Origin of the sequence: Curtobacterium sp. MCLR17_039, assembly GCF_003234745.1 — a bacterium.
GTDB classification, from domain to species: domain Bacteria; phylum Actinomycetota; class Actinomycetes; order Actinomycetales; family Microbacteriaceae; genus Curtobacterium; species Curtobacterium flaccumfaciens.
On sequence record NZ_QKTF01000007.1, the window covers coordinates 150,282 to 171,150 of the forward strand.

General features: G+C 67.5%; 20 protein-coding genes and 2 tRNA genes. 9 read left to right on the plus strand and 13 right to left on the minus strand.

Going from position 1 to position 20,869, the window contains the following annotated elements; translation table 11 throughout:
- Positions 1–54: 54 nt before the first annotated feature.
- Positions 55–1,839, plus strand: coding sequence for a Stk1 family PASTA domain-containing Ser/Thr kinase (gene pknB / locus DEJ00_RS10765; protein WP_258373643.1), 1,785 nt, complete (start codon positions 55–57; stop codon positions 1,837–1,839).
- A gap of 80 nt (positions 1,840–1,919) precedes the next feature.
- Here the strand turns inward: pknB and DEJ00_RS10770 are convergent, their stop codons facing one another.
- Positions 1,920–2,564, minus strand: a complete 645-nt coding sequence (locus tag DEJ00_RS10770) for an aminodeoxychorismate/anthranilate synthase component II (protein ID WP_111057335.1) — start codon at positions 2,562–2,564, stop codon at positions 1,920–1,922.
- 81 nt (positions 2,565–2,645) lie between these two features.
- Between DEJ00_RS10770 and DEJ00_RS10775 the strand changes: the two genes are divergently transcribed.
- Positions 2,646–2,900, plus strand: a complete 255-nt coding sequence (locus DEJ00_RS10775) for a cell division protein CrgA (protein ID WP_027466926.1) — start codon at positions 2,646–2,648, stop codon at positions 2,898–2,900.
- A gap of 342 nt (positions 2,901–3,242) precedes the next feature.
- Here DEJ00_RS10775 and DEJ00_RS10780 read toward each other — a convergent pair whose 3' ends face one another.
- Together DEJ00_RS10780 and DEJ00_RS10785 are read right to left on the minus strand one after the other, a co-directional pair.
- Complete coding sequence (locus DEJ00_RS10780) at positions 3,243–3,884, minus strand: rhomboid family intramembrane serine protease (RefSeq protein ID WP_309148141.1); 642 nt, start codon at positions 3,882–3,884, stop codon at positions 3,243–3,245.
- Between the two features lie 238 nt (positions 3,885–4,122).
- The gene (locus tag DEJ00_RS10785; protein ID WP_027466924.1) at positions 4,123–4,662 is read right to left on the minus strand and encodes a peptidylprolyl isomerase; all 540 of its coding nucleotides are present in this window, start codon (positions 4,660–4,662) and stop codon (positions 4,123–4,125) included.
- Between the two features lie 115 nt (positions 4,663–4,777).
- On the opposite strand from DEJ00_RS10785, the gene DEJ00_RS10790 reads away from it, so the two are divergent.
- The gene (locus DEJ00_RS10790; protein WP_051597033.1) at positions 4,778–5,353 is read left to right on the plus strand and encodes a hypothetical protein; all 576 of its coding nucleotides are present in this window, start codon (positions 4,778–4,780) and stop codon (positions 5,351–5,353) included.
- A gap of 433 nt (positions 5,354–5,786) precedes the next feature.
- On the opposite strand, the gene DEJ00_RS10795 is transcribed toward DEJ00_RS10790, so the two are convergent.
- From DEJ00_RS10795 to dnaA, 10 genes are all read right to left on the minus strand, one after another.
- Positions 5,787–5,859 (minus strand) — tRNA-Ala (locus tag DEJ00_RS10795).
- A gap of 56 nt (positions 5,860–5,915) precedes the next feature.
- Positions 5,916–5,992 (minus strand) — tRNA-Ile (locus DEJ00_RS10800).
- 75 nt (positions 5,993–6,067) lie between these two features.
- A complete protein-coding gene (locus DEJ00_RS10805; RefSeq protein ID WP_027466922.1) occupies positions 6,068–6,475 on the minus strand; it encodes a DUF3566 domain-containing protein in 408 nt (135 codons plus the stop codon).
- On the minus strand, positions 6,468–9,125 hold the full coding sequence (gyrA, locus tag DEJ00_RS10810) for a DNA gyrase subunit A (protein ID WP_027466921.1): 2,658 nt from the start codon (positions 9,123–9,125) through the stop codon (positions 6,468–6,470). Before gyrA ends, DEJ00_RS10805 begins: the two co-directional genes overlap by 8 nt.
- A gap of 114 nt (positions 9,126–9,239) precedes the next feature.
- Complete coding sequence (gyrB, locus tag DEJ00_RS10815; protein WP_071248645.1) at positions 9,240–11,243, minus strand: DNA topoisomerase (ATP-hydrolyzing) subunit B; 2,004 nt, start codon at positions 11,241–11,243, stop codon at positions 9,240–9,242.
- 133 nt (positions 11,244–11,376) lie between these two features.
- Positions 11,377–11,877, minus strand: a complete 501-nt coding sequence (locus DEJ00_RS10820; RefSeq protein WP_111057337.1) for a DUF721 domain-containing protein — start codon at positions 11,875–11,877, stop codon at positions 11,377–11,379.
- Complete coding sequence (gene recF, locus DEJ00_RS10825; RefSeq protein WP_111057338.1) at positions 11,877–13,223, minus strand: DNA replication/repair protein RecF; 1,347 nt, start codon at positions 13,221–13,223, stop codon at positions 11,877–11,879. The genes DEJ00_RS10820 and recF overlap by 1 nt, the downstream gene beginning before the upstream one ends.
- A gap of 31 nt (positions 13,224–13,254) precedes the next feature.
- A complete protein-coding gene (gene gnd, locus DEJ00_RS10830; RefSeq protein ID WP_071248639.1) occupies positions 13,255–14,142 on the minus strand; it encodes a phosphogluconate dehydrogenase (NAD(+)-dependent, decarboxylating) in 888 nt (295 codons plus the stop codon).
- A gap of 71 nt (positions 14,143–14,213) precedes the next feature.
- On the minus strand, positions 14,214–15,359 hold the full coding sequence (gene dnaN, locus DEJ00_RS10835; RefSeq protein ID WP_027466916.1) for a DNA polymerase III subunit beta: 1,146 nt from the start codon (positions 15,357–15,359) through the stop codon (positions 14,214–14,216).
- Positions 15,360–15,766: 407 nt separating this feature from the next.
- Positions 15,767–17,221, minus strand: a complete 1,455-nt coding sequence (gene dnaA / locus DEJ00_RS10840) for a chromosomal replication initiator protein DnaA (RefSeq protein WP_027466915.1) — start codon at positions 17,219–17,221, stop codon at positions 15,767–15,769.
- 514 nt (positions 17,222–17,735) lie between these two features.
- Here dnaA and rpmH point away from each other — a divergent pair.
- The 6 genes from rpmH to rsmG are packed head-to-tail and all read left to right on the plus strand — an operon-like array spanning position 17,736 to position 20,797.
- On the plus strand, positions 17,736–17,873 hold the full coding sequence (rpmH, locus tag DEJ00_RS10845; protein WP_022889115.1) for a 50S ribosomal protein L34: 138 nt from the start codon (positions 17,736–17,738) through the stop codon (positions 17,871–17,873).
- Between the two features lie 47 nt (positions 17,874–17,920).
- Positions 17,921–18,271, plus strand: a complete 351-nt coding sequence (gene rnpA / locus DEJ00_RS10850) for a ribonuclease P protein component (protein WP_027466914.1) — start codon at positions 17,921–17,923, stop codon at positions 18,269–18,271.
- The gene (gene yidD, locus DEJ00_RS10855) at positions 18,268–18,648 is read left to right on the plus strand and encodes a membrane protein insertion efficiency factor YidD (protein ID WP_111057339.1); all 381 of its coding nucleotides are present in this window, start codon (positions 18,268–18,270) and stop codon (positions 18,646–18,648) included. Before rnpA ends, yidD begins: the two co-directional genes overlap by 4 nt.
- 8 nt (positions 18,649–18,656) lie before the next feature.
- Positions 18,657–19,625 (plus strand): membrane protein insertase YidC, encoded by a 969-nt coding sequence (yidC, locus tag DEJ00_RS10860; protein ID WP_071248633.1) that lies wholly within the window; start codon positions 18,657–18,659, stop codon positions 19,623–19,625.
- Positions 19,626–20,141: a R3H domain-containing nucleic acid-binding protein gene (locus DEJ00_RS10865; RefSeq protein ID WP_027466912.1), complete on the plus strand. Its 516-nt coding sequence runs from the start codon at positions 19,626–19,628 to the stop codon at positions 20,139–20,141.
- A complete protein-coding gene (gene rsmG / locus DEJ00_RS10870; protein WP_051597032.1) occupies positions 20,138–20,797 on the plus strand; it encodes a 16S rRNA (guanine(527)-N(7))-methyltransferase RsmG in 660 nt (219 codons plus the stop codon). The genes DEJ00_RS10865 and rsmG overlap by 4 nt, the downstream gene beginning before the upstream one ends.
- Positions 20,798–20,869: the final 72 nt, after the last annotated feature.

Consider the following 20,869-nt stretch of genomic DNA (forward strand, 5'->3'; position numbering starts at 1 on the left):
TCCCACCAGGTGGGGCTGCCGTACACTAGCCCGGACCGACAGACGGAGGAGTACGTGCCAGAAGGTGTGACCGCGGGGATCACGCTCCTCGCGAATCGCTACGAGATCGGTGACGTCATCGGTCGAGGCGGCATGGCGACCGTGCACCTCGGCAACGACACCCGCCTCGGCCGGAAGGTCGCGGTGAAGCTCCTCAAGCCGAGCCTCGCGAACGACCCGGTCTTCCGCACGCGGTTCCGCCAGGAAGCCCAGGCCGCTGCGCGCATGGCGCACCCGACCGTCGTCCGCGTCTACGACGCCGGCGAAGAGACGGTGTCCGAGCCGTCGGGTGCCGAGGTGCAGGTCCCCTTCATCGTGATGGAGTACGTCGAGGGGCGGCCGCTCTCCGACATCATCGCCGAGGGTGCCGTCGCCCCGGACGAGGCCGTTCGCATCACCGAGGGCATCCTCACGGCGCTCGAGTACTCGCACCGGGCGGGCGTCGTGCACCGCGACATCAAGCCGGCCAACGTGATGGTCACGCACAGCGGCCAGGTCAAGGTCATGGACTTCGGCATCGCGCGGGCCATCACCGACACCTCGGCCACGGTCGCGCAGACCACGTCGATCCTCGGTACCGCGTCGTACTTCTCCCCGGAGCAGGCCCGCGGCGAGACCGTGGATGCCCGGACCGACCTGTACTCGACCGGCGTCGTGCTCTTCGAGCTCCTCACCGGTCGCGCGCCGTTCCTCGGTGACACCCCGGTCGCGGTCGCGTACCAGCACGTCAGCGAGCAGCCCGTCGCGCCGTCCACCATCACCCCCGCGGTCTCCCCGGCGCTCGACGCGGTCACACTCCACGCCCTCGTCAAGGACCGCACCCGCCGGTTCCAGAACGCCGCCGAGTTCCGCTCGGATCTGCAGCAGGCCGCAGCCGGGCACGTCCCGGCATCGACGAAGAAGCTGCAGCAGAACGCCGCGAACGATGCCTCGACGGTGTTGTTCGGGGTCGATCCGCGCATGACCTCGAACGCCGCGTCGGCCTTCCGTGAGCTCGACGACGACACCGCCGAACACCGTCCGCAGCGCACGCAGAACCGCCCGCCCGTCGCGTGGATCTGGGTCGGCGTCCTGCTGACGGTCGCCGTCGTCGTCGGGGTCGTCTTCTTCGTGGCGAACCTGCAGCCCGGCAAGCCGCCGGTGTCGTCCTCGGTCTCGGTGCCGAACGTCGCCGGGTTGTCCTACGACGCCGCCGCCGCCGCGTTGGAGAGGCGCGACCTGAAGGCGGTCCAGGTCGAGGAGAACTCCGACGACGTCGACAAGGGGACGGTCATCCGCACCGACCCCGGCTCAGGGATCAACGTCGGACGCAGCCAGAGCGTGAACGTCATCGTGTCCTCGGGTCCGGAACCCGTTGCCATCCCCGAGCTGAGCGGCCAGTCACAGGCAGCAGCACAGCAGGCGTTGGACAGTGCGGGCTTCACGCTCGGCGCCATCACGTCCGGGTACTCGCCCGATGTCCCCTCCGGCACCGTGATGAGCTCCGACCCGGCGTCAGGCTCGATCCAGACCAAGGGCTCCGCGGTGAACCTCACGGTCTCCAACGGCAAGGTGCAGCTGCCGAACGTGACGAACCAGCTGTACACCGAAGCCAAGGCGTCCCTCGAGCAACTCGGATTGACGGTCGCTCCGGCACCGTCGAACTCGTGCACCGGCGGCCTGGTCACCCAGCAGAGCACCCCGCAGGGCGACATCGCCCAGGGCAGCACCGTCACCTTGGCCTACTGCGCGGCACCGAACGAGCCGGCGAAGAACCCGACCCCGAGCGGCGACAAGGGCGACGGTGACGACGGACGCTGATCCGTCCGCCGCGCCCACGACCGGTCGGACGGCACAGCCCCGAGCGTGATCGCCAGGTCCGCGCACGGCAGACGGGTGCGTCAGGCGCGGTGCGTGGCGATGAGTGGCCCGAGGTCAGCGGCGCGCGCAGCGGCTCCGGTCAGGCCGGTGGTCTCGAGCCAGTTGCCGACCATGCGGTAGCCGCCCTCGGTCAGGACCGACTCCGGGTGGAACTGCACGCCGAACACGGGGTGCGCACGGTGCTGGACGCCCATGATGACCCCGCCCTCGGTGCGCGCGGTGACGGTGAGCTCGTCGGGGACGGTGCCGTCGACGATGGCGAGCGAGTGGTACCGCGTTGCCGTGAAGGGGTGCGGGACACCGGCGAAGAGCGCGCTGTCGTCGTGGTCGACCTCGGAGGTCTTGCCGTGCATGAGCTCCTCGGCGTGCGTCACCGTGGCACCGAGGGCCTCAGCGATGGCCTGGTGCCCCAGGCAGACACCCAGCAGGGGGGTCTCGGCAGCGATGGCCGCGTGCACCGTGGGGATCGAGACGCCCGCAGCAGCTGGCGTTCCCGGACCCGGGGACAGGAGCACGCCGTCGTACTCGGCGATCCGGTCGGCGATCTCGGACTCGGGGAAGGCATCGTTGCGCACGACGTCGGTCTCGGCGCCGAGTTGCTGCACGTACCCGTTGAGCGTGTAGACGAAGCTGTCGTAGTTGTCGACGACGAGGATCCTGGTCATGGCGGTTCACCGTACTCGTGGGGGATGTGTGCGGCGGTCCGCGGGCCGATCCACACACGTGGTCACGGTAGGATACCGGCCATGGCCAAGGACAAGGACCGCACCAAGCCCGCCCGGACGACCCGAGCTGACTCGGTCGACACCGCGGGGGACGCCCCGAACCCGGTGTGGTTCAAGCCGGTCATGTTCGGCTTCATGCTCATCGGTCTGGTGTGGGTGATCGTCTTCTACATCTCGAACGCCACGCTGCCGGTTCCGAGCCTCGGCTCGTGGAACATCGTGATCGGCTTCGGCATCATGTTCGTCGGCTTCCTCATGACCACCCGGTGGCGCTGACCTCCAGCCCGCTGTTCTCTCGACGCCCGTCGCACCGCAAGGTGCGGCGGGCGTTGTCGTTCTCCACAAGGTCGAGCACCAGAGGAACGCAGATCCTCGATGATCCGGCCGTTCTCCACACATTTCCCCACTCTCCACACGGTCATCCACACCCGCACCCCGGAGTTATCCACAGCTGAGTCCACAGTGGGGATAATCACACTGGTGTAACTCACCGACTTCTCCACACCTGTGGATAACTCCCGGGGACGCTGTGGAGAGCTGTGGATGAGCAGGAGCGGTGTGTGCCCCGGGAACGACGAACGCCCCGCCGGAGTGCGACGGGGCGTTCGAGGGGATCTGTCAGACGCCCCACACGCCGAGGCCACCGATGCTGATGAACGCGGCGTAGATCGCCAGGATCAGCACAACGCCCTCGGCGATCAAGAGTCCGGCTTGCAGCCCTCGCTTCCGCACGTTGCGCGTCTTCGAGAACACGTACCCGGTCACGAAGCCGATGACGATCCCACCGACGTGCGCTTGCCACGAGATCTGCGTCCCGGGCAGGAACCCGATGAGGAGGTTGAGGCCCATCACCACCAGCAGCTGGACTGCGTTGTAGCCCAGGCTGCGCTGGATGATGAAGAACGCGGCGAACAGACCGAAGATCGCTCCGGAGGCACCGACCACCGGGGTCCCGGGAGTCAGCCACGCCACGGCGAGATCACCGCCCAGTCCCGCGAGGAAGTAGAGGGCGAGGAACCGCCACGTCCCGAGCATGTTCTCGAGGATCCGTCCGAAGATGAAGACGGCGAACATGTTGAAGGCGATGTGCAGGAACGATGAGTGCACGAACAACCCGGTCACGAGCCGCCAGGGCTGCGTGCCGATGGCCGGCGTGTAGAAGGCGAGCCAACTCGTGAGCGCCCGCCCGCTCACCTGGTCGAGCAGCCAGATGACGACCGAGATCGCGATGATGACGACCGTGGCCTTCTGGTCGAGCATGGCGAAGCGCCGCCGAGCGACCGTGAACCCACTCGGGGCTCCGGACGCTCGGCGGTTCGCTGCGAACTGTGCGCGCTGCTCACGCACGCACTCCGGGCAGTGCACCCCAACCGCCGCCGGCGTCTGACACTCCGGGCAGATCGTCCGCCCACAGCGCTGGCAGAGGACGAAGCTCTGCCGGTCCGGATGCCGGTAGCAGGTGTTGTTCGGGTTGTACGCCTGGTCGGTCACGTGAGGGTCAGACGCCTTCGACGTCGATGCTCTGGATGACGACGTCCTCGACGGGCTTGTCGCGACCGTCGGTCGGAACACCCTCGATCGCGTCGACGACCGCGCGGGACTCGTCGTCGGCGACCTCACCGAAGATGGTGTGCTTGCCCTGCAGCCACGGCGTCGCCACCGTGGTGATGAAGAACTGCGAGCCGTTGGTGCCGCGGCCGCCCTGGATGCCGGCGTTCGCCATGGCGAAGATGTAGGGGTTCTGGAACGTGAGCTCCGGGGAGATCTCGTCGTCGAAGCGGTAACCCGGGCCACCGATGCCCTGGCCGAGCGGGTCGCCGCCCTGGATCATGAAGTCCTTGATGATGCGGTGGAAGATCACGCCGTCGTAGAGCTTGTCGGTCGAGACCTTGCCCGTGCCGGGGTGGGTCCACTCCTGCTGGCCCGTGGCGAGGTCGACGAAGTTCTTGACGGTCTTCGGTGCGTGGTTGCCGAACAGGTTGACGCGGATGTCGCCCTTGTTGGTGTGGATCGTTGCGACAGCGGTGTGCAGAGACATGTTCCGATTCTCGCATGTACTCCTGACCGCGGACGGATTGCACAGCTGCGGTTCCGTGACCTGTCAGGCAGTGTGGTGGCAGGATGGGGGCACGCCGATCCGATGGAGGTACCAGATGACGACGATCGAGATCCCGCGAAAGCGTCGGAAGCAGATCAAGAAGCTCAAGGGCCAGACCGCCTCGCTCCTCGGCGAGCAGCGCAAGGTCCTCGAGCACGCGAACGCGATCCTGGCTGAGGCCCGGTCGAACGCCGCGGACGCAGCTCGCAAGGACATCGCACCCCGCGTGCAGAACGCGATCGACAACGGGATCCGTCCCGCGTTCGCAACCGGCGTGCACGCTGCCACCTCGGCAGCGCAGAGCGCTTCGCACAAGTTCCAGTCCGAGGTGGTCCCCGGACTCGTCTCGACCGCTGGTTCGGTGCTCAGCGTGACCGATCTCGCGAAGGACCCCCGGGTCAAGAAGATCGTGAAGAACGCGCAGAAGAAGAGCAAGAGCGCGAAGAAGGCCGCGGCGAAGTACGTCCCGTCGCAGCAGAAGAAGGGTCTCGGCTTCGGCGGAGTCGCACTCATCATCGTCGGCGTCGTCGCCGTCGCCGGTGCTGCGTACGCCGCGTACCAGACGCTCCGCGCCGACGACGACCTGTGGGTCGCCGACGACGCCGACACGGCGGAGAAGCCCGCCGCCTGACCTCCCGGTTCGTACGAAGGGCCCCGGCTGTTGCCGGGGCCCTTCGTCGTTCTCGGGCTGGCATCTGTCGCCCCACACGCCGCGTGCCCTGAGCGCGCCCAACCACCGGCCTGGAGGCCCGCGCCGGCCTGGCCCCGCGCCTCCCGTCGGCCGCGCAGTCACGCCACGCGCCCCGGGAACGCCGCCGAGAGGTCGCAACCTGTCGTCCAGACGGCCCGCAGACGACAGTTCCAGCCACCACGCCACCACGCACGCGGCAAGTCGTGACCACTCGAAGACGATGACGCGGATGTCGTGACCACTTGACCAAAGCGATCAGGAGCGGCGGACCCAGCCACCGCGAAGCGGCGCGTCGCCGAAGGCACGCAGACAAACACGACGACCGAGACCGGCGTAGCGAGGAACGAGCGAAGCAGCACTCGTGCAGAGGGAGTGGAGCCTGGGAGAATCGAACTCCCGACATCCTGCTTGCAAAGCAGGCGCTCTACCAACTGAGCTAAGGCCCCGAGTGCCACCGAGGTGATCGGCGACGGGATGGAATTGTCGTGCTGTTCCGGAGAACTGGTGGGGCTACAAGGACTTGAACCTTGGACCTCTTCGTTATCAGCGAAGCGCTCTAACCGCCTGAGCTATAGCCCCTCAGACCGGATGAAAGCCTACCGTACGATCCCGCCGGAACGAAATCGAGCAGTGGGCCCACCCGGCCCGGGTGTGTCAGTTGTTCGTGAAGCCCACGAGCAGACCGCCCGTGATCCGCACACTGAGGTTGTAGAGCACGCTCACGATGGCGCCGAGCACGGTGCCGACGACCACGTTGAGGATGCCCACGACGATGGAGAACCCGAGGACCTGGCCCAGCGAGAACTGGTCCATGATCGAGTAACTGTTCTGCCCGGTGACGTCCTTCAACAGGGCGTCGACCTGGGTGAACACACCCGTCTGGTTCAGGATGACCCACACCAGTGCCGTGGCGACCACGATCACGATGCTGCCGGCCAGGGCGATGAGGAAGCTGAGCTTCACCATCGACCAGAAGTCGACGTAGACCAGTCGCAACCGCACCTGGCGGGTGCCGACGGGTCGCTTCGCCTTCTTCTGGAGCTTCTCGGCGACACTACTCATTGCTTGACTGGTCCTCTCCGGCCTCGTCTGCGACGGGCTCGGTGTCGATGGGATCAGTGGAATCCGGGGCCGCTTCGGCAGGGCTGACCGTCTCCACCGGGCCCGCGGGCTCGATCTCGGCGTCGTCCTGGTCGTCCAGGTTCCGCTCGGTGTTCCGGGCCACCGCGATGATCCGGTCGTTCTCCGCAAACCTCGCGAAGACGACGCCCATCGTGTCACGGCCCTTGGCAGGGACCTCGGCCACGGCTGACCTTACCACCTTGCCCGATTGCAGCACGACGAGCACCTCGTCGTCCTCGCCGACGATGAGAGCGCCCACAAGATCGCCTCGGTCGACGGCCAACTTGGCCACCTTGATGCCCAGACCACCACGGCCCTGCACGCGGTACTGGTCGACCGCGGTGCGCTTGGCGTAGCCGCCCTCGGTCATCACCCAGACGTAGCCGTCGTCGGACACGACCCGGGCTGCGAGCAGCGAGTCGCCGTCGCGGAAGGACATGCCCTTCACGCCCGAGGTCGAGCGACCCATCGGACGCAGGGTGTCGTTCGTCGCCGTGAACCGGAGCGACATGCCCTGGCGGGACACCAGGAGCAGGTCGTCGTGCTCGTCGACGAGCAGCGCCTGGCGGAGCTTGTCGCCGTCGCGCAGGTTGATCGCGATGATGCCGCCGGTGCGGTTCGTGTCGTACTCGGTGAGCGCGGTCTTCTTCACCAGGCCGTGCTCGGTCGCGAGGACCAGGTACTGCGCGACCTCGTAGTCGCGGATGTCGAGCACCTGCTGGATCTGCTCGTCGGGCTGCATCGCGAGGAGGTTCGCGACGTGCTGGCCCTTCGCGTCGCGGCCGGCTTCCTGCAGCTCGTACGCCTTCGCGCGGTAGACCCGGCCCTGGTCGGTGAGGAACAGGAGCCAGTGGTGCGTCGTCGTGACGAAGAAGTGCTCGACGATGTCGTCGGCGCGGAGCTGGGCGCCACGGACACCTCGGCCACCGCGATGCTGCGAGCGGTACTGGTCGCTGCGCGTGCGCTTGACGTAGCCACCGCGGGTGATGGTGACGACCATCTCCTCTTCGGGGATCAGGTCTTCCATCGACATGTCGCCGTCGTAGCCGAACATGATCTCGGTACGGCGGTCGTCGCCGAAGCGGTCGACGATCTCGCTCAGTTCGTCGCGGATGATCGAGCGCTGACGGCTCTCCGACCCGAGGATGTCCTGGAAGTCGGCGATCTTGCGCTCGAGCTCTTCGGCCTCGTCGTGGATCTTCTGACGCTCGAGGGCGGCGAGACGACGGAGCTGCAGCTCGAGGATCGCGCGCGCCTGGATCTCGTCGACGGACAGCAGGTCCATCAGGCCGGTGCGGGCCTCTTCGACGTCGGGCGAGCGACGGATGAGCGCGATGACCTCGTCGAGGGCGTCGAGCGCGGCCAGGTAGCCGCGCAGGATGTGGGCGCGCTTCTCGGCCTCGCGCAGACGGAACTGCGTGCGGCGGACGATGACGTCGACCTGGTGCGCGACCCACGCCGAGATGAAGCCGTCGAGCGGCAGGGTGCGGGGCACCCCGTCGACGATCGCGAGCATGTTCGCGCCGAAGTTCTCCTGCAGCTGGGTGTGCTTGTACAGGTTGTTCAGCACGACCTTGGCGACGGCGTCGCGCTTCAGCACGATCACCAGGCGCTGCCCGGTGCGACCGGAGGTCTCGTCACGGATGTCGGCGACACCGGCGAGCTTGCCGTCCTTGACGAGCTCGGCGATCTTGATCGCCAGGTTGTCCGGGTTGACCTGGTACGGCAGCTCGGTGACGACGAGGCAGGTGCGACCCTGGATCTCCTCCACCGAGACGACGGCCCGCATCGTGATCGAGCCACGGCCGGTGCGGTAGGCGTCCTGGATGCCCTTGGTGCCGAGCACCTGCGCACCGGTCGGGAAGTCCGGGCCCTTGATGCGCTGCATGAGCGCGGCGAGCAGCTCTTCGCGGGTGGCATCGGGGTTGTCGAGCGCCCACTTGGCACCCTCGGCGACCTCGCGCAGGTTGTGCGGCGGGATGTTCGTGGCCATGCCGACCGCGATGCCGACCGAGCCGTTGACGAGCAGGTTCGGGAACCGGGCCGGCAGGATCGCCGGCTCCTGGGTGCGGCCGTCGTAGTTGTCCTGGAAGTCGACGGTGTCCTCGTCGATGTCGCGGACCATCTCGAGCGCGAGCGGTGCCATCTTCGTCTCGGTGTACCGCGGGGCGGCGGCGCCGTCGTTGCCCGGCGAACCGAAGTTGCCCTGGCCGAGCGCGAGCGGGTACCGGAGCGACCACGGCTGCACCAGGCGGACGAGGGCGTCGTAGATCGCCGAGTCACCGTGCGGGTGGAACTGCCCCATGACGTCACCGACGACGCGGGAGCACTTCGAGAACGCACGGTCCGGGCGGTAGCCGCCGTCGAACATCGCGTAGATCACACGGCGGTGCACCGGCTTGAGGCCGTCGCGGACCTCCGGCAGGGCACGACCGACGATGACCGACATCGCGTAGTCGAGGTACGAGCGCTGCATCTCGAGCTGCAGGTCGACCTGCGAGATGCGGTCACCGGAGACGACGATGTCCCCGCTGTCGCCGTGGACGATCTCGGGCAGCTCGTCGGCGCCGTTCTCGTTGTCGTCAGCCATGTGGCTTCGTTCCCTTTCTGGACAGCCTGGAGGCTGTGGTTCCGTTGGTCGCGCCGGGCGCGACCACAGGTGGTCAGGACTGGTCGACGCGGCTCACGCCGCGCCTCCTGGCCGTTAGATGTCGAGGAAGCGGACGTCCTTGGCGTTCTGCTGGATGAACTGGCGACGTGCGTCGACGTCCTCACCCATCAGCGTCGAGAAGACGCTGTCCACAGCAGCCGCGTCCTCCAGCGTGACCTGCAGGAGCGTGCGGGTGTCCGGGTTCATCGTGGTGTCCCAGAGCTCCTTGTAGTCCATCTCGCCGAGGCCCTTGTAGCGCTGGATCCCGTTGTCCTTCGGGATGCGCTTGCCGGCTGCGAGGCCCGCCTGCATCAGGGCGTCGCGCTCCCGGTCGCTGAACACGTACTCGTGCGCCGAGTTCGACCACTTCAGGCGGTACAGCGGCGGCTGCGCGAGGTACACGTAGCCGTGCTCGATGAGCGGACGCATGTAGCGGAACAGCAGCGTGAGCAGCAGCGTGGTGATGTGCTGGCCGTCGACGTCGGCATCGGCCATCAGCACGATCTTGTGGTACCGGGCCTTGTCCGGGTCGAAGTCCTCACCGATGCCGGCACCGAACGCCGTGATCATCGACTGGATCTCCTGGTTGGCGAGGGCGCGGTCGAGCCGGGCCTTCTCGACGTTCAGGATCTTGCCGCGCAGGGGCAGGATCGCCTGGGTCATCGGGTTGCGGCCCTGCACTGCGGAACCACCGGCGGAGTCACCCTCGACCATGAAGATCTCCGACACCGTCGGGTCCTTCGACTGGCAGTCCTTGAGCTTGCCGGGCATGCCGCCCGACTCGAGCAGCCCCTTGCGGCGGGTGGTCTCACGCGCCTTGCGGGCGGCCAGACGTGCCTGCGACGCCTGGATCGCCTTGCGGACGACGTCGCGCGCCTGCGTCGGGTTGCTCTCGAACCAGTGCGTCAGCTCGGTGCCGACGACGCGCTGCACGAACGACTTCGCCTCGGTGTTGCCGAGCTTGGTCTTCGTCTGGCCCTCGAACTGCGGCTCGCCGAGCTTCACGGAGATGACGGCCGTCAGCCCTTCGCGGATGTCGTCACCCGTGAGGTTGTCGTCCTTCTCCTTGATGATCTTCGTCTCGCGCGCGTAGCGGTTGACGAGGGTCGTCAGTGCAGCGCGGAAGCCCTCTTCGTGGGTGCCGCCCTCGTGCGTGTTGATCGTGTTCGCGAAGGTGTGGACGCTCTCCTGGTACGAGGTGTTCCACTGCATCGCGACCTCGAGCGCGATCTTGCGCTCCGGGTCCTCGGACTCGAAGCCGATGACGTCGGGGTGGACGAGGTCGGCCTTCTTCTGCGCGTTGATGTACTCGACGTAGTCGGCGAGACCACGCTCGTACATGAACGTGTCGTTGCGCGCCTCTTCCCCTTCTTCGGGGGTGCGCTCGTCGCGCAGGTTGATCCGCAGGCCCTTGTTGAGGAAGGCCATCTGCTGGAACCGGGTGCGCAGGGTCTCGTAGTCGAAGACGACGGACTCGAAGATCTCGGCGTTCGGCCAGAACGTGATCGTCGTGCCGGTCTCGTCCGTCGCTTCGTCCTGGGAGACGGGCGCGACGGGGACACCGTCGGTGTAGCTCTGGCGCCAGACGTGGCCCTGCCGACGGACCTCGACGTCGAGCTCGGAGCTCAGCGCGTTCACGACGGACGAGCCGACGCCGTGCAGCCCACCGGAGACGGCGTAGCCGCCACCGCCGAACTTGCCGCCGGCGTGCAGGACGGTGAGGACGACCTGCAGGGTCGAGACCCCTTCGGCCGCGTGGACGTCGACCGGGATGCCACGGCCGTTGTCGACGACGCGGACGCCACCGTCTTCACGGATGCTCACGTCGATGGTGTCGCAGTAGCCGGCGAGGGCTTCGTCGACGGAGTTGTCGACGATCTCCTGGACCAGGTGGTGCAGACCACGGGGCCCGGTCGAGCCGATGTACATACCGGGGCGCTTGCGGACGGCCTCGAGCCCTTCGAGCACCTGAATCTGGTCTGCGCCGTAGGACGGTTCGCTCTGCGGGGTCTCCGCGCCGAGCGGGTTCTGCCGGTCGTCTTCAGATTCTGCTGCCATGTCGAGCGTGCTCCTGCCTGCGCGCGGAACGCCCGCGCACTGCACCTCCCAGTCTACCGCAGAGCCCCCTCTTTCGAGGGCTCATCTGCCCCTCAGACGGGCTTTTCTGGCACTCCAGGATGATTTCGTCGCCTCAGCCGTAGGTGTCGCGAGGACCGCGCCCCTGGACCGTCCTGGGGCCGCGTTTCCACGTGGGGGCGTCCGGGCCGGAAACCCTGATCGACTCGACCCCGGCTTCTGGGTGCCGTTCCGCGATGGTCGTCGTGACCGTCGCACGCATGAGTCGGAGCTGGGTCGCCCAGGCCGTCGAGTCGCACCGGATGACCAGGGCGCCGTCCTCGATGGTGACCGGCCGGGAGTGCTTCGCCAGCTCCTCGCCGACCACGCTCGGCCAGTCCACGAAGAGCTCCGAACGGGCGAGGGGTTCCGTCCAGCCGAGCTCCTGGGCGAGCGAACCGACGATGTCGGAAAGGCCCTTCGGCTCGCGGCCGCGCCCGTACGGCACGGTGTCGGCGTCGAACTCGCGGGCACGGCGGCGGCGGGCATCGGTGCCGCGCTTGGACGGGTCGCCGAACACCGCGCGCAGGTGCCGGTACACCTGCGAGGGCTCGGTGGGCTTGCGGGGCTTCGGCATCAGGCGTCGGCTCCGGCGGGGGTCGGGTCGGGGGTGCCGGTCGGGTCCGTTGTGCCGGTGGCGTCCGTCTTGCCGGTGGCGTCCGTCGGGTCGGTCGGGTCCGTCGCGCCGGCGGCGTCCGTCGGGTCGGTGGCGTCCGTCCGATCCGTCGCCGGACTGGAGGCCCGGATCGCGTCCGCCTCGTCGGTCACGATCGTGCCCGCCTCGATCCGCACGGTGTGCGCCGCCAGCTTCGGGGGCACGTCGCCGAACACCGCGGCCGTGATGAGTACCTGCTCGTAGTCGGCGACGGCGTTCGCCAGTCGCTCTCGACGCGATTCGTCGAGCTCGGCGAAGACGTCGTCGAGGATGATGATCGGGTCGCCGAGGTTCGACTCCGCACGCAGGATCGAGGCGCTCGCGAGCTGGATGGCCAGCGCGAAGGACCAGGATTCGCCGTGACTGGCGTACCCCCGTGCCGGTAACCCGTTGAGCTGGAACAGAACGTCGTCCCGGTGCGGTCCCACGAGGGTGAGCCCGCGATCGAGTTCGTCCCGGCGACGTCGCTCGAGCGCGGCTGCGAAGGCCTCGGCCGCCGACGCCACCGTGACGGGCTCGTCGGGGGTCCCGAGGACGGGATCGGTGGCCGCCGCCGACTCGGGGTCGCCACCACGGATCGACAGGACACCGGTGATCGAGGCGTCGTGGTGCTCGCCGGCGACGGTCGCGTAGGCCTCGGCCACGAAGGGTGCGAGCCTCCGGGTCAGGTGGTCACGAGCCGCGACGATCTCGGCGCCGAGTCCGACGAGCCGGTCGTCCCAGACGTCGAGCGTCGACAGGGCGTTCGCCTTCGCGCCGGTGGCACGGGCTGACTTGAGCAGGGTGTTCCGCTGGCGGAGCGTGCGGTCGTAGTCGGCGAGCACGCCCTGCATCCGCGGCGCGATCTGGCCGAGCAGCTCGTCGAGCATCCGGCGCCGACCGGCCGGCTCGCCTCGGACGAGCGCCAGGTCCTCCGGCGCGAAGAGCACGCTGGTGCAGTAGCGCGGCAGCTCGCGCGGCTTGATCGCGGAGCGGTTCACCTGCGCACGGTTCGCGCCGGTGCGGTTGATCTGCACCTCGGCGAGGATGCTGCGTTCCTCGTGGGCGAGCCGTGCCCGGACGATCGCGGCGTCGCATCCCTGACGGACGAGGGCCGCGTCGGTGGGGACGCGGTGCGAGCCGAGCGTGGAGAGGTACCCGATCGCCTCGACCAGGTTGGTCTTTCCCTGTCCGTTGCGCCCGACGAACAGGTTCGGCCCGCGTGCGAGGTCGACGTCCGCCTCCCGGTAGTTCCGGAAGTCGGTCAGTTGGAGATGGTCGACGTGCACGCGGGCCGAGTCCGGGTTCCCCCGGGAAGTCCTAGGACTTCTTGACGGCGTGACCGCCGAACTGGTTGCGGAGCGCCGCGACGGCCTTCATCGTCGGCGAGGCGCTGCCCTGGCGCGAGACGAAGCGCGCGAAGATCGACGCCGAGAGCGCCGGCATCGGCACGGCGAGCTCGATGCCCTCTTCCAGCGTCCAGCGGCCCTCGCCCGAGTCCTCGACGTAGCCCTCGAGCTCGTCGAGCTTCGGGTCCTCGTTCAGCGCGAGCACCATCAGGTCGAGCAGCCAGGAACGGACGACCGTTCCGCGCTGCCAGCCGGCGAACACGGCGGGGACGTCGGTGATCAGGTCCTTGGCCTCGAGGAGCTCGTAGCCCTCGCCGTACGCCTGCATGATCGCGTACTCGATGCCGTTGTGGACCATCTTCGCGTAGTGGCCGGCGCCGATCGGGCCGGCGTGCGAGAAGCCTTCTTCGCGGGGGCCCTCGGGACGCAGGGCGTCGAACACGGGCATCGCGAACTCGACGTCCGCGGCGTCACCGCCGACCATGAGGCCGTAGCCGTTGTCCTTGCCCCAGACGCCACCGGAGACGCCGACGTCCATGTAGCGGATGCCGCGCGCACCGAGCTGCTCGGCGTGCGTCGTGTCGTCAAGCCACTTCGAGTTGCCACCGTCGATGACCAGGTCGCCCTCGCCGAGGACGCCGGCCAGGTCGGTGATCACGTCGTCGGTGATCTTGCCGTGCGGGACCATGACCCACACGAGACGCTTGCCCTCCGGGAGGGCAGCGGCGAGGGCGCCGAGGTCGGCGACGTCCGAGACGGCGGGGTTGGCGTCGTACCCGGTGACCTCGATACCTGCGTTGCGGAGACGGGCACGCATGTTGTTGCCCATGCGACCAAGGCCGACAAGACCGATGTGCATGATTTCCTCTTCTGTTCGTGGTCGCGCTGATGCTGCCGGTGGTGTGCGCCAGCGCAGGTTGCCTGTTGCGCCTATCGCAGCAGCAGGTTCGGCTGCAGCAGGTACCGGTATCCATCGGTCGCTGCGGCCTCTTGCGAAGTCTGGCCGGTGATCAGCACCGGGCCCGGCTTGTTGGGGTTCTCCGTCTTGGTGAAGGAGATGCGGACGAACTCGGAGTGCACCGCGTTCAGTCCGTCCAGGAGGAAGGCGGGCTTCAACGAGACCACCGTTTCCTCGCCGGTCAACAACGCACTGATCGACTCTGACGCCTGCGCTTGTTCGGATCCGATCGCCTCGAGCGTGAGCCCGTCGACCGTGAAGGAGAACCGGAGCGCCGCTTCGCGCTCCAGGACGAGGGAGACCCGTCGGACCGCCTCGACGAGCTCCGCGGTGTTGATCACCGCGTGGTCGTTGACGGTCTCGGGGAAGAGCCGGCGGACCGGCGGGTAGTTGCCCTTGATGAGCAACGACGTCACGGTCTTGTCGTCGGCGTGGAACGCGATGAGCTCGCGGTCGGAGTTGCCGCTGATCGACACCGACACCGTGGACGCCGAACCGAACGTGCGGCCGACCTCCTGCAGGGTGCGAGCCGGGACCAGTGCGTGCAGGGGGTCCGAGCCGACTCGGCCGGAGTCCCACGCGATGGTGCGGACCGCGACGCGGTAGCGGTCCGTCGCGATGAGGGAGAGATCGTTGTCGCCGACCTCGAGCTGCACGCCCGTGATGACGGGAGTCACGTCGTCGCGGCTGGCGGCGACGGCGACCTGGGACACCGCTTCGGAGAACGCGTCGCCGGGGATCACACCGGTCTGCGGCCCGATCTCCGGCAGGGTCGGGTACTCCTCGACCGGCATGGACAGCAACGTGAAGTGCGCCGAGCCGCAGGAGACGGAGATCTTGGCGTCCTCGGTGGTGAACGACACGGGGGCGTTCGGCAGCCGGCTCGCGATGTCGTTCAGCAGTCGACCGGAGACCAGGACCGTGCCCGGCTCGTCGATCTGGGCCGAGATGGACGTCTGCGCCGACACCTCGTAGTCGAACGACGAGAGCGTCAGACGATCTCCGTCGGCGTGGATCAGGACGCCCGAGAGGATCGGGAGGGTCGTGCGCTGCGGGAGGAGCTTCACTGCGAAGGAGACGGCTTCGGAGAAGACGTCCCGGTTGACCTCGAACTTCACAGCTGGAACCCCTGTCGATCGGCTTGGACTGTCCGGCCGCCCCATTCTGGCACAGGCGGACGGGGGCCGGATTTCTTGTCATCCCGCCGTCCACAAGGTTGTCCCGCAGAGATTGATCGTTAACCAGGAGTAATGGTGTTAACGCCTGTGCACACTGTGGATAACCCTGTGCATCCCGCTCCGCAGTAGGGAACTACACGCTTGTGACTTGTGAGCGGTGTGTGAGCGTTAACGGGATGAATGAATCTCATCTATCCACTTCCATCCCCAGTCTCCACAGGTGACCCCTCACCTGTGTACAACCGGGCGGCGTGTCCTCCACAGTTATCCACAGGCTATCCACACTGTGAGAAGTCCGGCCCATGGAACCGTCTCAGATGGTGGATGGGGCCGGGAACGGGCCGATCTCAGCGGTAGCGGCGGTCCTGCTTGATGCGGCTGGTGAGCTCGGTGACCTGGTTGTAGATCGACCGACGCTCCTTCATCAGCTCGGTGATCTTCTTGTTCGCGTACATCACGGTGGTGTGGTCGCGGTTGCCGAACAGCTGCCCGATCTTGGGCAGGGACAGGCTCGTCAGCTCGCGGCACAGGTACATCGCGATCTGTCGTGCCGTGGCGATCGCCTGGGAGCGGGACGACCCGTACAGGTCGTCGACGGAGAGCTTGAAGTACTCCGCGGTGTGGTTGATGATGTCCGTCGGCGCGACGACGTTGTCCTCGTCGAGGGTGATCAGGTCCTTGAGGACCGTCTGCACCAGGGCCATGTCCACGGCCGTCCGGTTCAGGCTCGCGAACGCGGTGACCCGGATCAGGGTGCCCTCGAGCTCGCGGATGTTGCTCGACACCTTCGACGCCATGAACTCGAGGATGTCGTCGGGCACCTGCAGGTGGTCGGACTGTGCCTTCTTGCGGAGGATCGCGATGCGCGTCTCGAGCTCGGGCGCCTGCACGTCGGTGATCAGGCCCCACTCGAAGCGCGATCGCATCCGGTCCTCGAACCCGGTCAGGTGCTTCGGCGCGACGTCGGACGTGATGACGACCTGCTTGTTGTGGTCGTGCAGCGTGTTGAACGTGTGGAAGAAGGCCTCCTGCGTGGAGTCCTTCCCCTGCAGGAACTGGATGTCGTCGATCAGCAGGATGTCGATGTCGCGGTACCGCTGCTGGAACTGGTTCGAGCGGTTGTTCGCGATCGAGTTGATGAAGTCGTTGGTGAACTCCTCGCTCGACACGTACCGGACGCGGATCCCCGGGTAGAGGCTCTCGGCGTAGTGCCCGATGGCGTGGAGCAGGTGGGTCTTGCCCAGCCCGGAGTCCCCGTAGATGAAGAGCGGGTTGTAGGCCTTGGCCGGTGCCTCGGCGACGGCGACCGCTGCGGCGTGGGCGAACCGGTTCGACGACCCGATGACGAAGTTGTCGAAGTTGTACTTGGGGTTGAGCCGCGACTCGGGGCGCCCGCTGGTGCCGGGAGAGTCGATCTGGCTCGGCACGAACGGCGCCTCGATGTACTGGCGCGGCGCGGCACTCTGCTCGACGGCTTCCTGCACGGGCTCGGCGTACTCGGGGACGTTCGGGTCCACCCGCGGCTCCGAGGCCATGTCGGGGTTGACTGTGATCGCGAAGTTCGCGACCGAGTCGTCACCGATGCGCGCGACCGCCTCGGTGATCGGGATGCGGATGCGCTGTTCGAGCATGCCCCGGGTCAGGTCGTTCGGTACCTCGAGGTACAGGGTGCCGGCGAGCACGCCCTTCGGCTCGACGAGGTTCAGGAACCCGTGGAGCTGCGGCGTGATGCGGGGGTCCTCGGCGAGGAGTCCGAGTACGGATGACCAGAGGTCCTCGACGGGGTCGGCCGGCATCGTCATGTCGCGCTCGTCTCCAGGGGTCGTGTCGTGCGTTCGCTGCCGGACGAGGGTGCGTCCTGCGGGGTCGGACATGCCGTGGCGTCCTCGGCGACCGCACTCGGGACCAGGTCGTCGCCGGCGGATCGTCGGTGGCTCCGGGGGCTTCGTCGACGCCTCGTTGCCGCGGAGGTTCCCACAGGGTTGTCCACAGTGTTGTCCACGACCACCTCGAGCCGTCCGACAGGAGTACTTCCCTGTCGTACCGGCCATCGGGGGGATCGATCACACCACTGTAAAGGACCGGACCGAGTCCCACCGAACGGAAGTTGTCCCCAATGTGGAGAATGGGCTCGAGGGGCGCCGGACCCGGCGGCGACGGCGCGACCGCTCCGAGCGGGGTTTGACCTGCTCGCCGCTGTCACGTACCGTTAACCAGTTGACTGCGGCCCTTTGGTCGCGCCCATCTGCGTCGTTCGACACCCGGACGGCTACACATACGTGACGGCTCGCCGCGAGCAGCCGTGTGGAGAACATCATGAGCAAGCGCACCTTCCAGCCGAACAACCGCCGCCGCGCTAAGAAGCACGGCTTCCGCCTCCGCATGCGAACGCGTGCCGGCCGCGCCATCCTGTCGGCGCGTCGCGCCAAGGGCCGTACCGAGCTCTCGGCCTGATCAGGCTCATCGCCTGATCCGGTCCTCGGTCTGACCCCGGCGTCGCAGTGTTGGCCAGCGCCAACCGCATCGTGCGCGGGGATGACTACCGGAACGTCGTGCGTCGTGGTCGCAAGAGCGCCACGGCGCACGTCGTCGTGTCCGTGGTCCGTCAGCCGGCGGATCGCAACGGACCGACGCGGTTCGGCTTCATCGTCGCGAAGACTGTGGGCAACGCCGTGACCCGGAACCTGATCAGGCGGCGGCTCAAGGCGATCGCGCACGACCTGCTCGTCGAGTGCCCTCAGGGCTTCGACGTAGTGGTCCGTGTACTGCCAGCCGCATCGCAGGCCGGATGGCCTACCCTGCTCGAAGACGTCACGCGCTCCTTCGCGCGCGGGGTGGAGAAGGCAGCATGAACCGCACTCTGTGGACCCGGCTTGCCTGGGTCATCGCGTTGCTCCCACGCAACGCGTGCGTCGTCGTGCTCCGGGCCTACCGTGCTGTGATCTCCCCGCTGTACGGCAACGTCTGCCGCTACCACCCGTCGTGCTCCCGGTACGCCCTCGAGGCGATCCAGCAGTACGGCGTCGTGCGCGGATCCGCCATGGGCGCCTGGCGCATCGCCCGTTGCAACCCCTGGGCTGCTGGCGGCATCGACGACGTCAAGGAACGCCGTCACCCGTTCGTCGTCAACCGGTTCGGGTTCGTCCTCGCGCCGATCCCGCAGCAGCCGCAACCCGCGGTCGGAACGGTTCGGCCGGTCCTGCTCCCCCAGCGCACTCGAAAGGCGTAGCCGTCCCCATGGACATCATCGGAACGATCCTCTGGCCGCTCAAATGGGTGGTCTCGGCCATCCTCGTCGGCTTCCACTGGATCTTCGAGAACCTCGGCATGGACCCGAACGAGGGCATCACGTGGGTGCTCTCGATCATCTTCCTGACGTTCGTCGTCCGCGCGGCGTTGATCCCGATCTTCGTCCGGCAGATCAAGTCGCAGCGCCGCATGCTCGAGGTCGCGCCGCAGCTGAAGAAGATCCAGGACAAGTACAAGGGCAAGAAGGACCAGTTCTCGCGTGAGGCCATGAGCCGCGAGACGATGGCGCTCTACAAGGAGACCGGGACCAACCCGCTCAGCTCCTGCCTGCCGCTGCTGCTGCAGATGCCGATCTTCTTCTCGCTGTACTCGGTGCTGCACGAGGCCCAGATCAACAAGACGGGCATCGGCCTGCTGACGAACGACCTCGCGGCGTCGTTCGGCAACGCGGCCCTGTTCGGCGCTCCCCTGCACGAGACGTTCACGAACGCGTCCGGGTGGGAGGTCCGTGCGATCGCGGGCTTCATGATCGTCGTGATGACGGCGTCGCAGTTCATCACGCAGCTGCAGCTCGTCGCCAAGAACATGTCGCCGGAGACCAAGGAGTCTCCGATGTACCGCCAGCAGAAGATGATGCTGTACATCCTCCCGCTGGTCTTCGTGATCTCGGGTCTGAGCTTCCCCCTCGGCGTCATGTTCTACTGGCTGGCCTCGAACCTCTGGACGATGGCGCAGCAGTACTTCGTCATCCGGAGCATGCCGACGCCGGGCTCCGAAGCAGCACTGGCCCGTGAAGCCCGCCTGGCCAAGAAGGCACAGCGTCGCGGGACCGCCACCCCGGTCCTCGCCGAGGCTGGTGCGGGTGCCGGTGCGACGGAGATCGAGCCCGTGCGCGTCACCACCCAGCGTCAGCAGCCGGTCGGCAAGCAGCGCCAGAAGAAGAACGGGAAGAAGTAAGTGACCGAGCAGGACACCGCAGCCGCCGTCCAGGCGACGGACACCGAGACGACGGACACCGAGATCGAGGACGCCCGCGACGAAGCGGACATCGCGGCGGACTACATCGAGGAGCTGCTCGACATCTGCGACCTCGACGGCGACATCGAGATCGAGGAACGCGCCGGTCGCGTGTACCTGTCGGTCACCGATGACGGCGAGGCACTCCGAGTGCTGTCGAAGCCCGACACCGTGACGGCGCTGCAGGAGCTGACCCGGATCGCCGTGCAGGCAGAGACCGGCGAGTTCAGCCGGCTCATCCTCGACGTCGGCGGCTCGCGGGACGCCCGTGCTGACGAGCTGCAGCGGCTCGTGGACACCGCCGTCGAGCGCATCGAAGCCGGTTCGTCGTCGGCTGCGCTCCCCCCGATGTCGTCCTACGAGCGCAAGCTCGTGCACGACCTGGTCGCTGAGAAGGGCTTCCACTCGGAGTCCGAGGGTGAGGGTCGGGACCGCCACACGGTCGTCACCCGATGACGGACGCACCCGTCCCGACCGAGGCCGCACCGGTGCTCGAGGCTGAGCCTGCAGCGGCCGCAGCACTCTTCGGTGACCAGATCGAGGGTGCTCGCTCGTTCACGAACGAACTTGCGCGTCGGGGTGAGGAGTTGGGCCTGATCGGCCCGCTCGAGCTCCCCCGCTTGTGGACACGACACATCCTCAATTCGGCGTTGCTTGCACCGCTCCTGGAGGCCCGTGGTCGCGTTGCCGACGTCGGCTCCGGGGCAGGGTTGCCGGGTCTCGTGCTCGCGATCGCCCGTCCGGACGTCGAGTTCGTCCTCATCGAGCCGATGGAGCGTCGGACGGATTGGCTTCGTGCCGAGTCCGATCGGCTCGGCCTGCAGAACGTCACGGTGCTCCGCGGGCGTGCTGAGGACGTCGCTGACGACGTCGTCGTCGACCAGGTCACCGCACGGGCCGTGAGTGCCCTGTCGAAGCTCATCCCGCTCACCGTGCCCCTGGTGCGCTCGGGCGGGCAGCTCATCCTGATGAAGGGTGCGCGGGTCGACGAAGAGATCGAGAAGGCCCGCAAGGTCATCCTCCGGAAGCGCCTCTCCGATGTCGAGGTGCTCGAGCTCGGAGAAGGTGTGGTCGACGAGACCACCCGCGTCTTCCGGGCTACAGTTGACTGACGCTGCGGCTCGGGCCGGGACATCCGGCCGCCAGTGGCTCCGCGTTCCACGTGAAACATCGAACCGGGGAAG

What these genes read in the sequence shown, in the direction of transcription:
- yidD (WP_111057339.1), top strand. Translation starts at nt 18,268, where the DNA reads ATGAACCGCACTCTGTGGACCCGGCTTGCCTGGGTCATCGCGTTGCTC.
- gnd (WP_071248639.1), bottom strand. Translation starts at nt 14,142, where the DNA reads ATGCACATCGGTCTTGTCGGCCTTGGTCGCATGGGCAACAACATGCGT.
- DEJ00_RS10805 (WP_027466922.1), bottom strand. Translation starts at nt 6,475, where the DNA reads ATGAGTAGTGTCGCCGAGAAGCTCCAGAAGAAGGCGAAGCGACCCGTC.
- rpmH (WP_022889115.1), top strand. Translation starts at nt 17,736, where the DNA reads ATGAGCAAGCGCACCTTCCAGCCGAACAACCGCCGCCGCGCTAAGAAG.
- yidC (WP_071248633.1), top strand. Translation starts at nt 18,657, where the DNA reads ATGGACATCATCGGAACGATCCTCTGGCCGCTCAAATGGGTGGTCTCG.
- DEJ00_RS10775 (WP_027466926.1), top strand. Translation starts at nt 2,646, where the DNA reads ATGGCCAAGGACAAGGACCGCACCAAGCCCGCCCGGACGACCCGAGCT.
- DEJ00_RS10820 (WP_111057337.1), bottom strand. Translation starts at nt 11,877, where the DNA reads ATGCCGAAGCCCCGCAAGCCCACCGAGCCCTCGCAGGTGTACCGGCAC.
- DEJ00_RS10780 (WP_309148141.1), bottom strand. Translation starts at nt 3,884, where the DNA reads ATGCTCGACCAGAAGGCCACGGTCGTCATCATCGCGATCTCGGTCGTC.
- DEJ00_RS10770 (WP_111057335.1), bottom strand. Translation starts at nt 2,564, where the DNA reads ATGACCAGGATCCTCGTCGTCGACAACTACGACAGCTTCGTCTACACG.
- gyrA (WP_027466921.1), bottom strand. Translation starts at nt 9,125, where the DNA reads ATGGCTGACGACAACGAGAACGGCGCCGACGAGCTGCCCGAGATCGTC.
- dnaA (WP_027466915.1), bottom strand. Translation starts at nt 17,221, where the DNA reads ATGACGATGCCGGCCGACCCCGTCGAGGACCTCTGGTCATCCGTACTC.
- DEJ00_RS10790 (WP_051597033.1), top strand. Translation starts at nt 4,778, where the DNA reads ATGACGACGATCGAGATCCCGCGAAAGCGTCGGAAGCAGATCAAGAAG.
- gyrB (WP_071248645.1), bottom strand. Translation starts at nt 11,243, where the DNA reads ATGGCAGCAGAATCTGAAGACGACCGGCAGAACCCGCTCGGCGCGGAG.
- DEJ00_RS10785 (WP_027466924.1), bottom strand. Translation starts at nt 4,662, where the DNA reads ATGTCTCTGCACACCGCTGTCGCAACGATCCACACCAACAAGGGCGAC.
- rsmG (WP_051597032.1), top strand. Translation starts at nt 20,138, where the DNA reads ATGACGGACGCACCCGTCCCGACCGAGGCCGCACCGGTGCTCGAGGCT.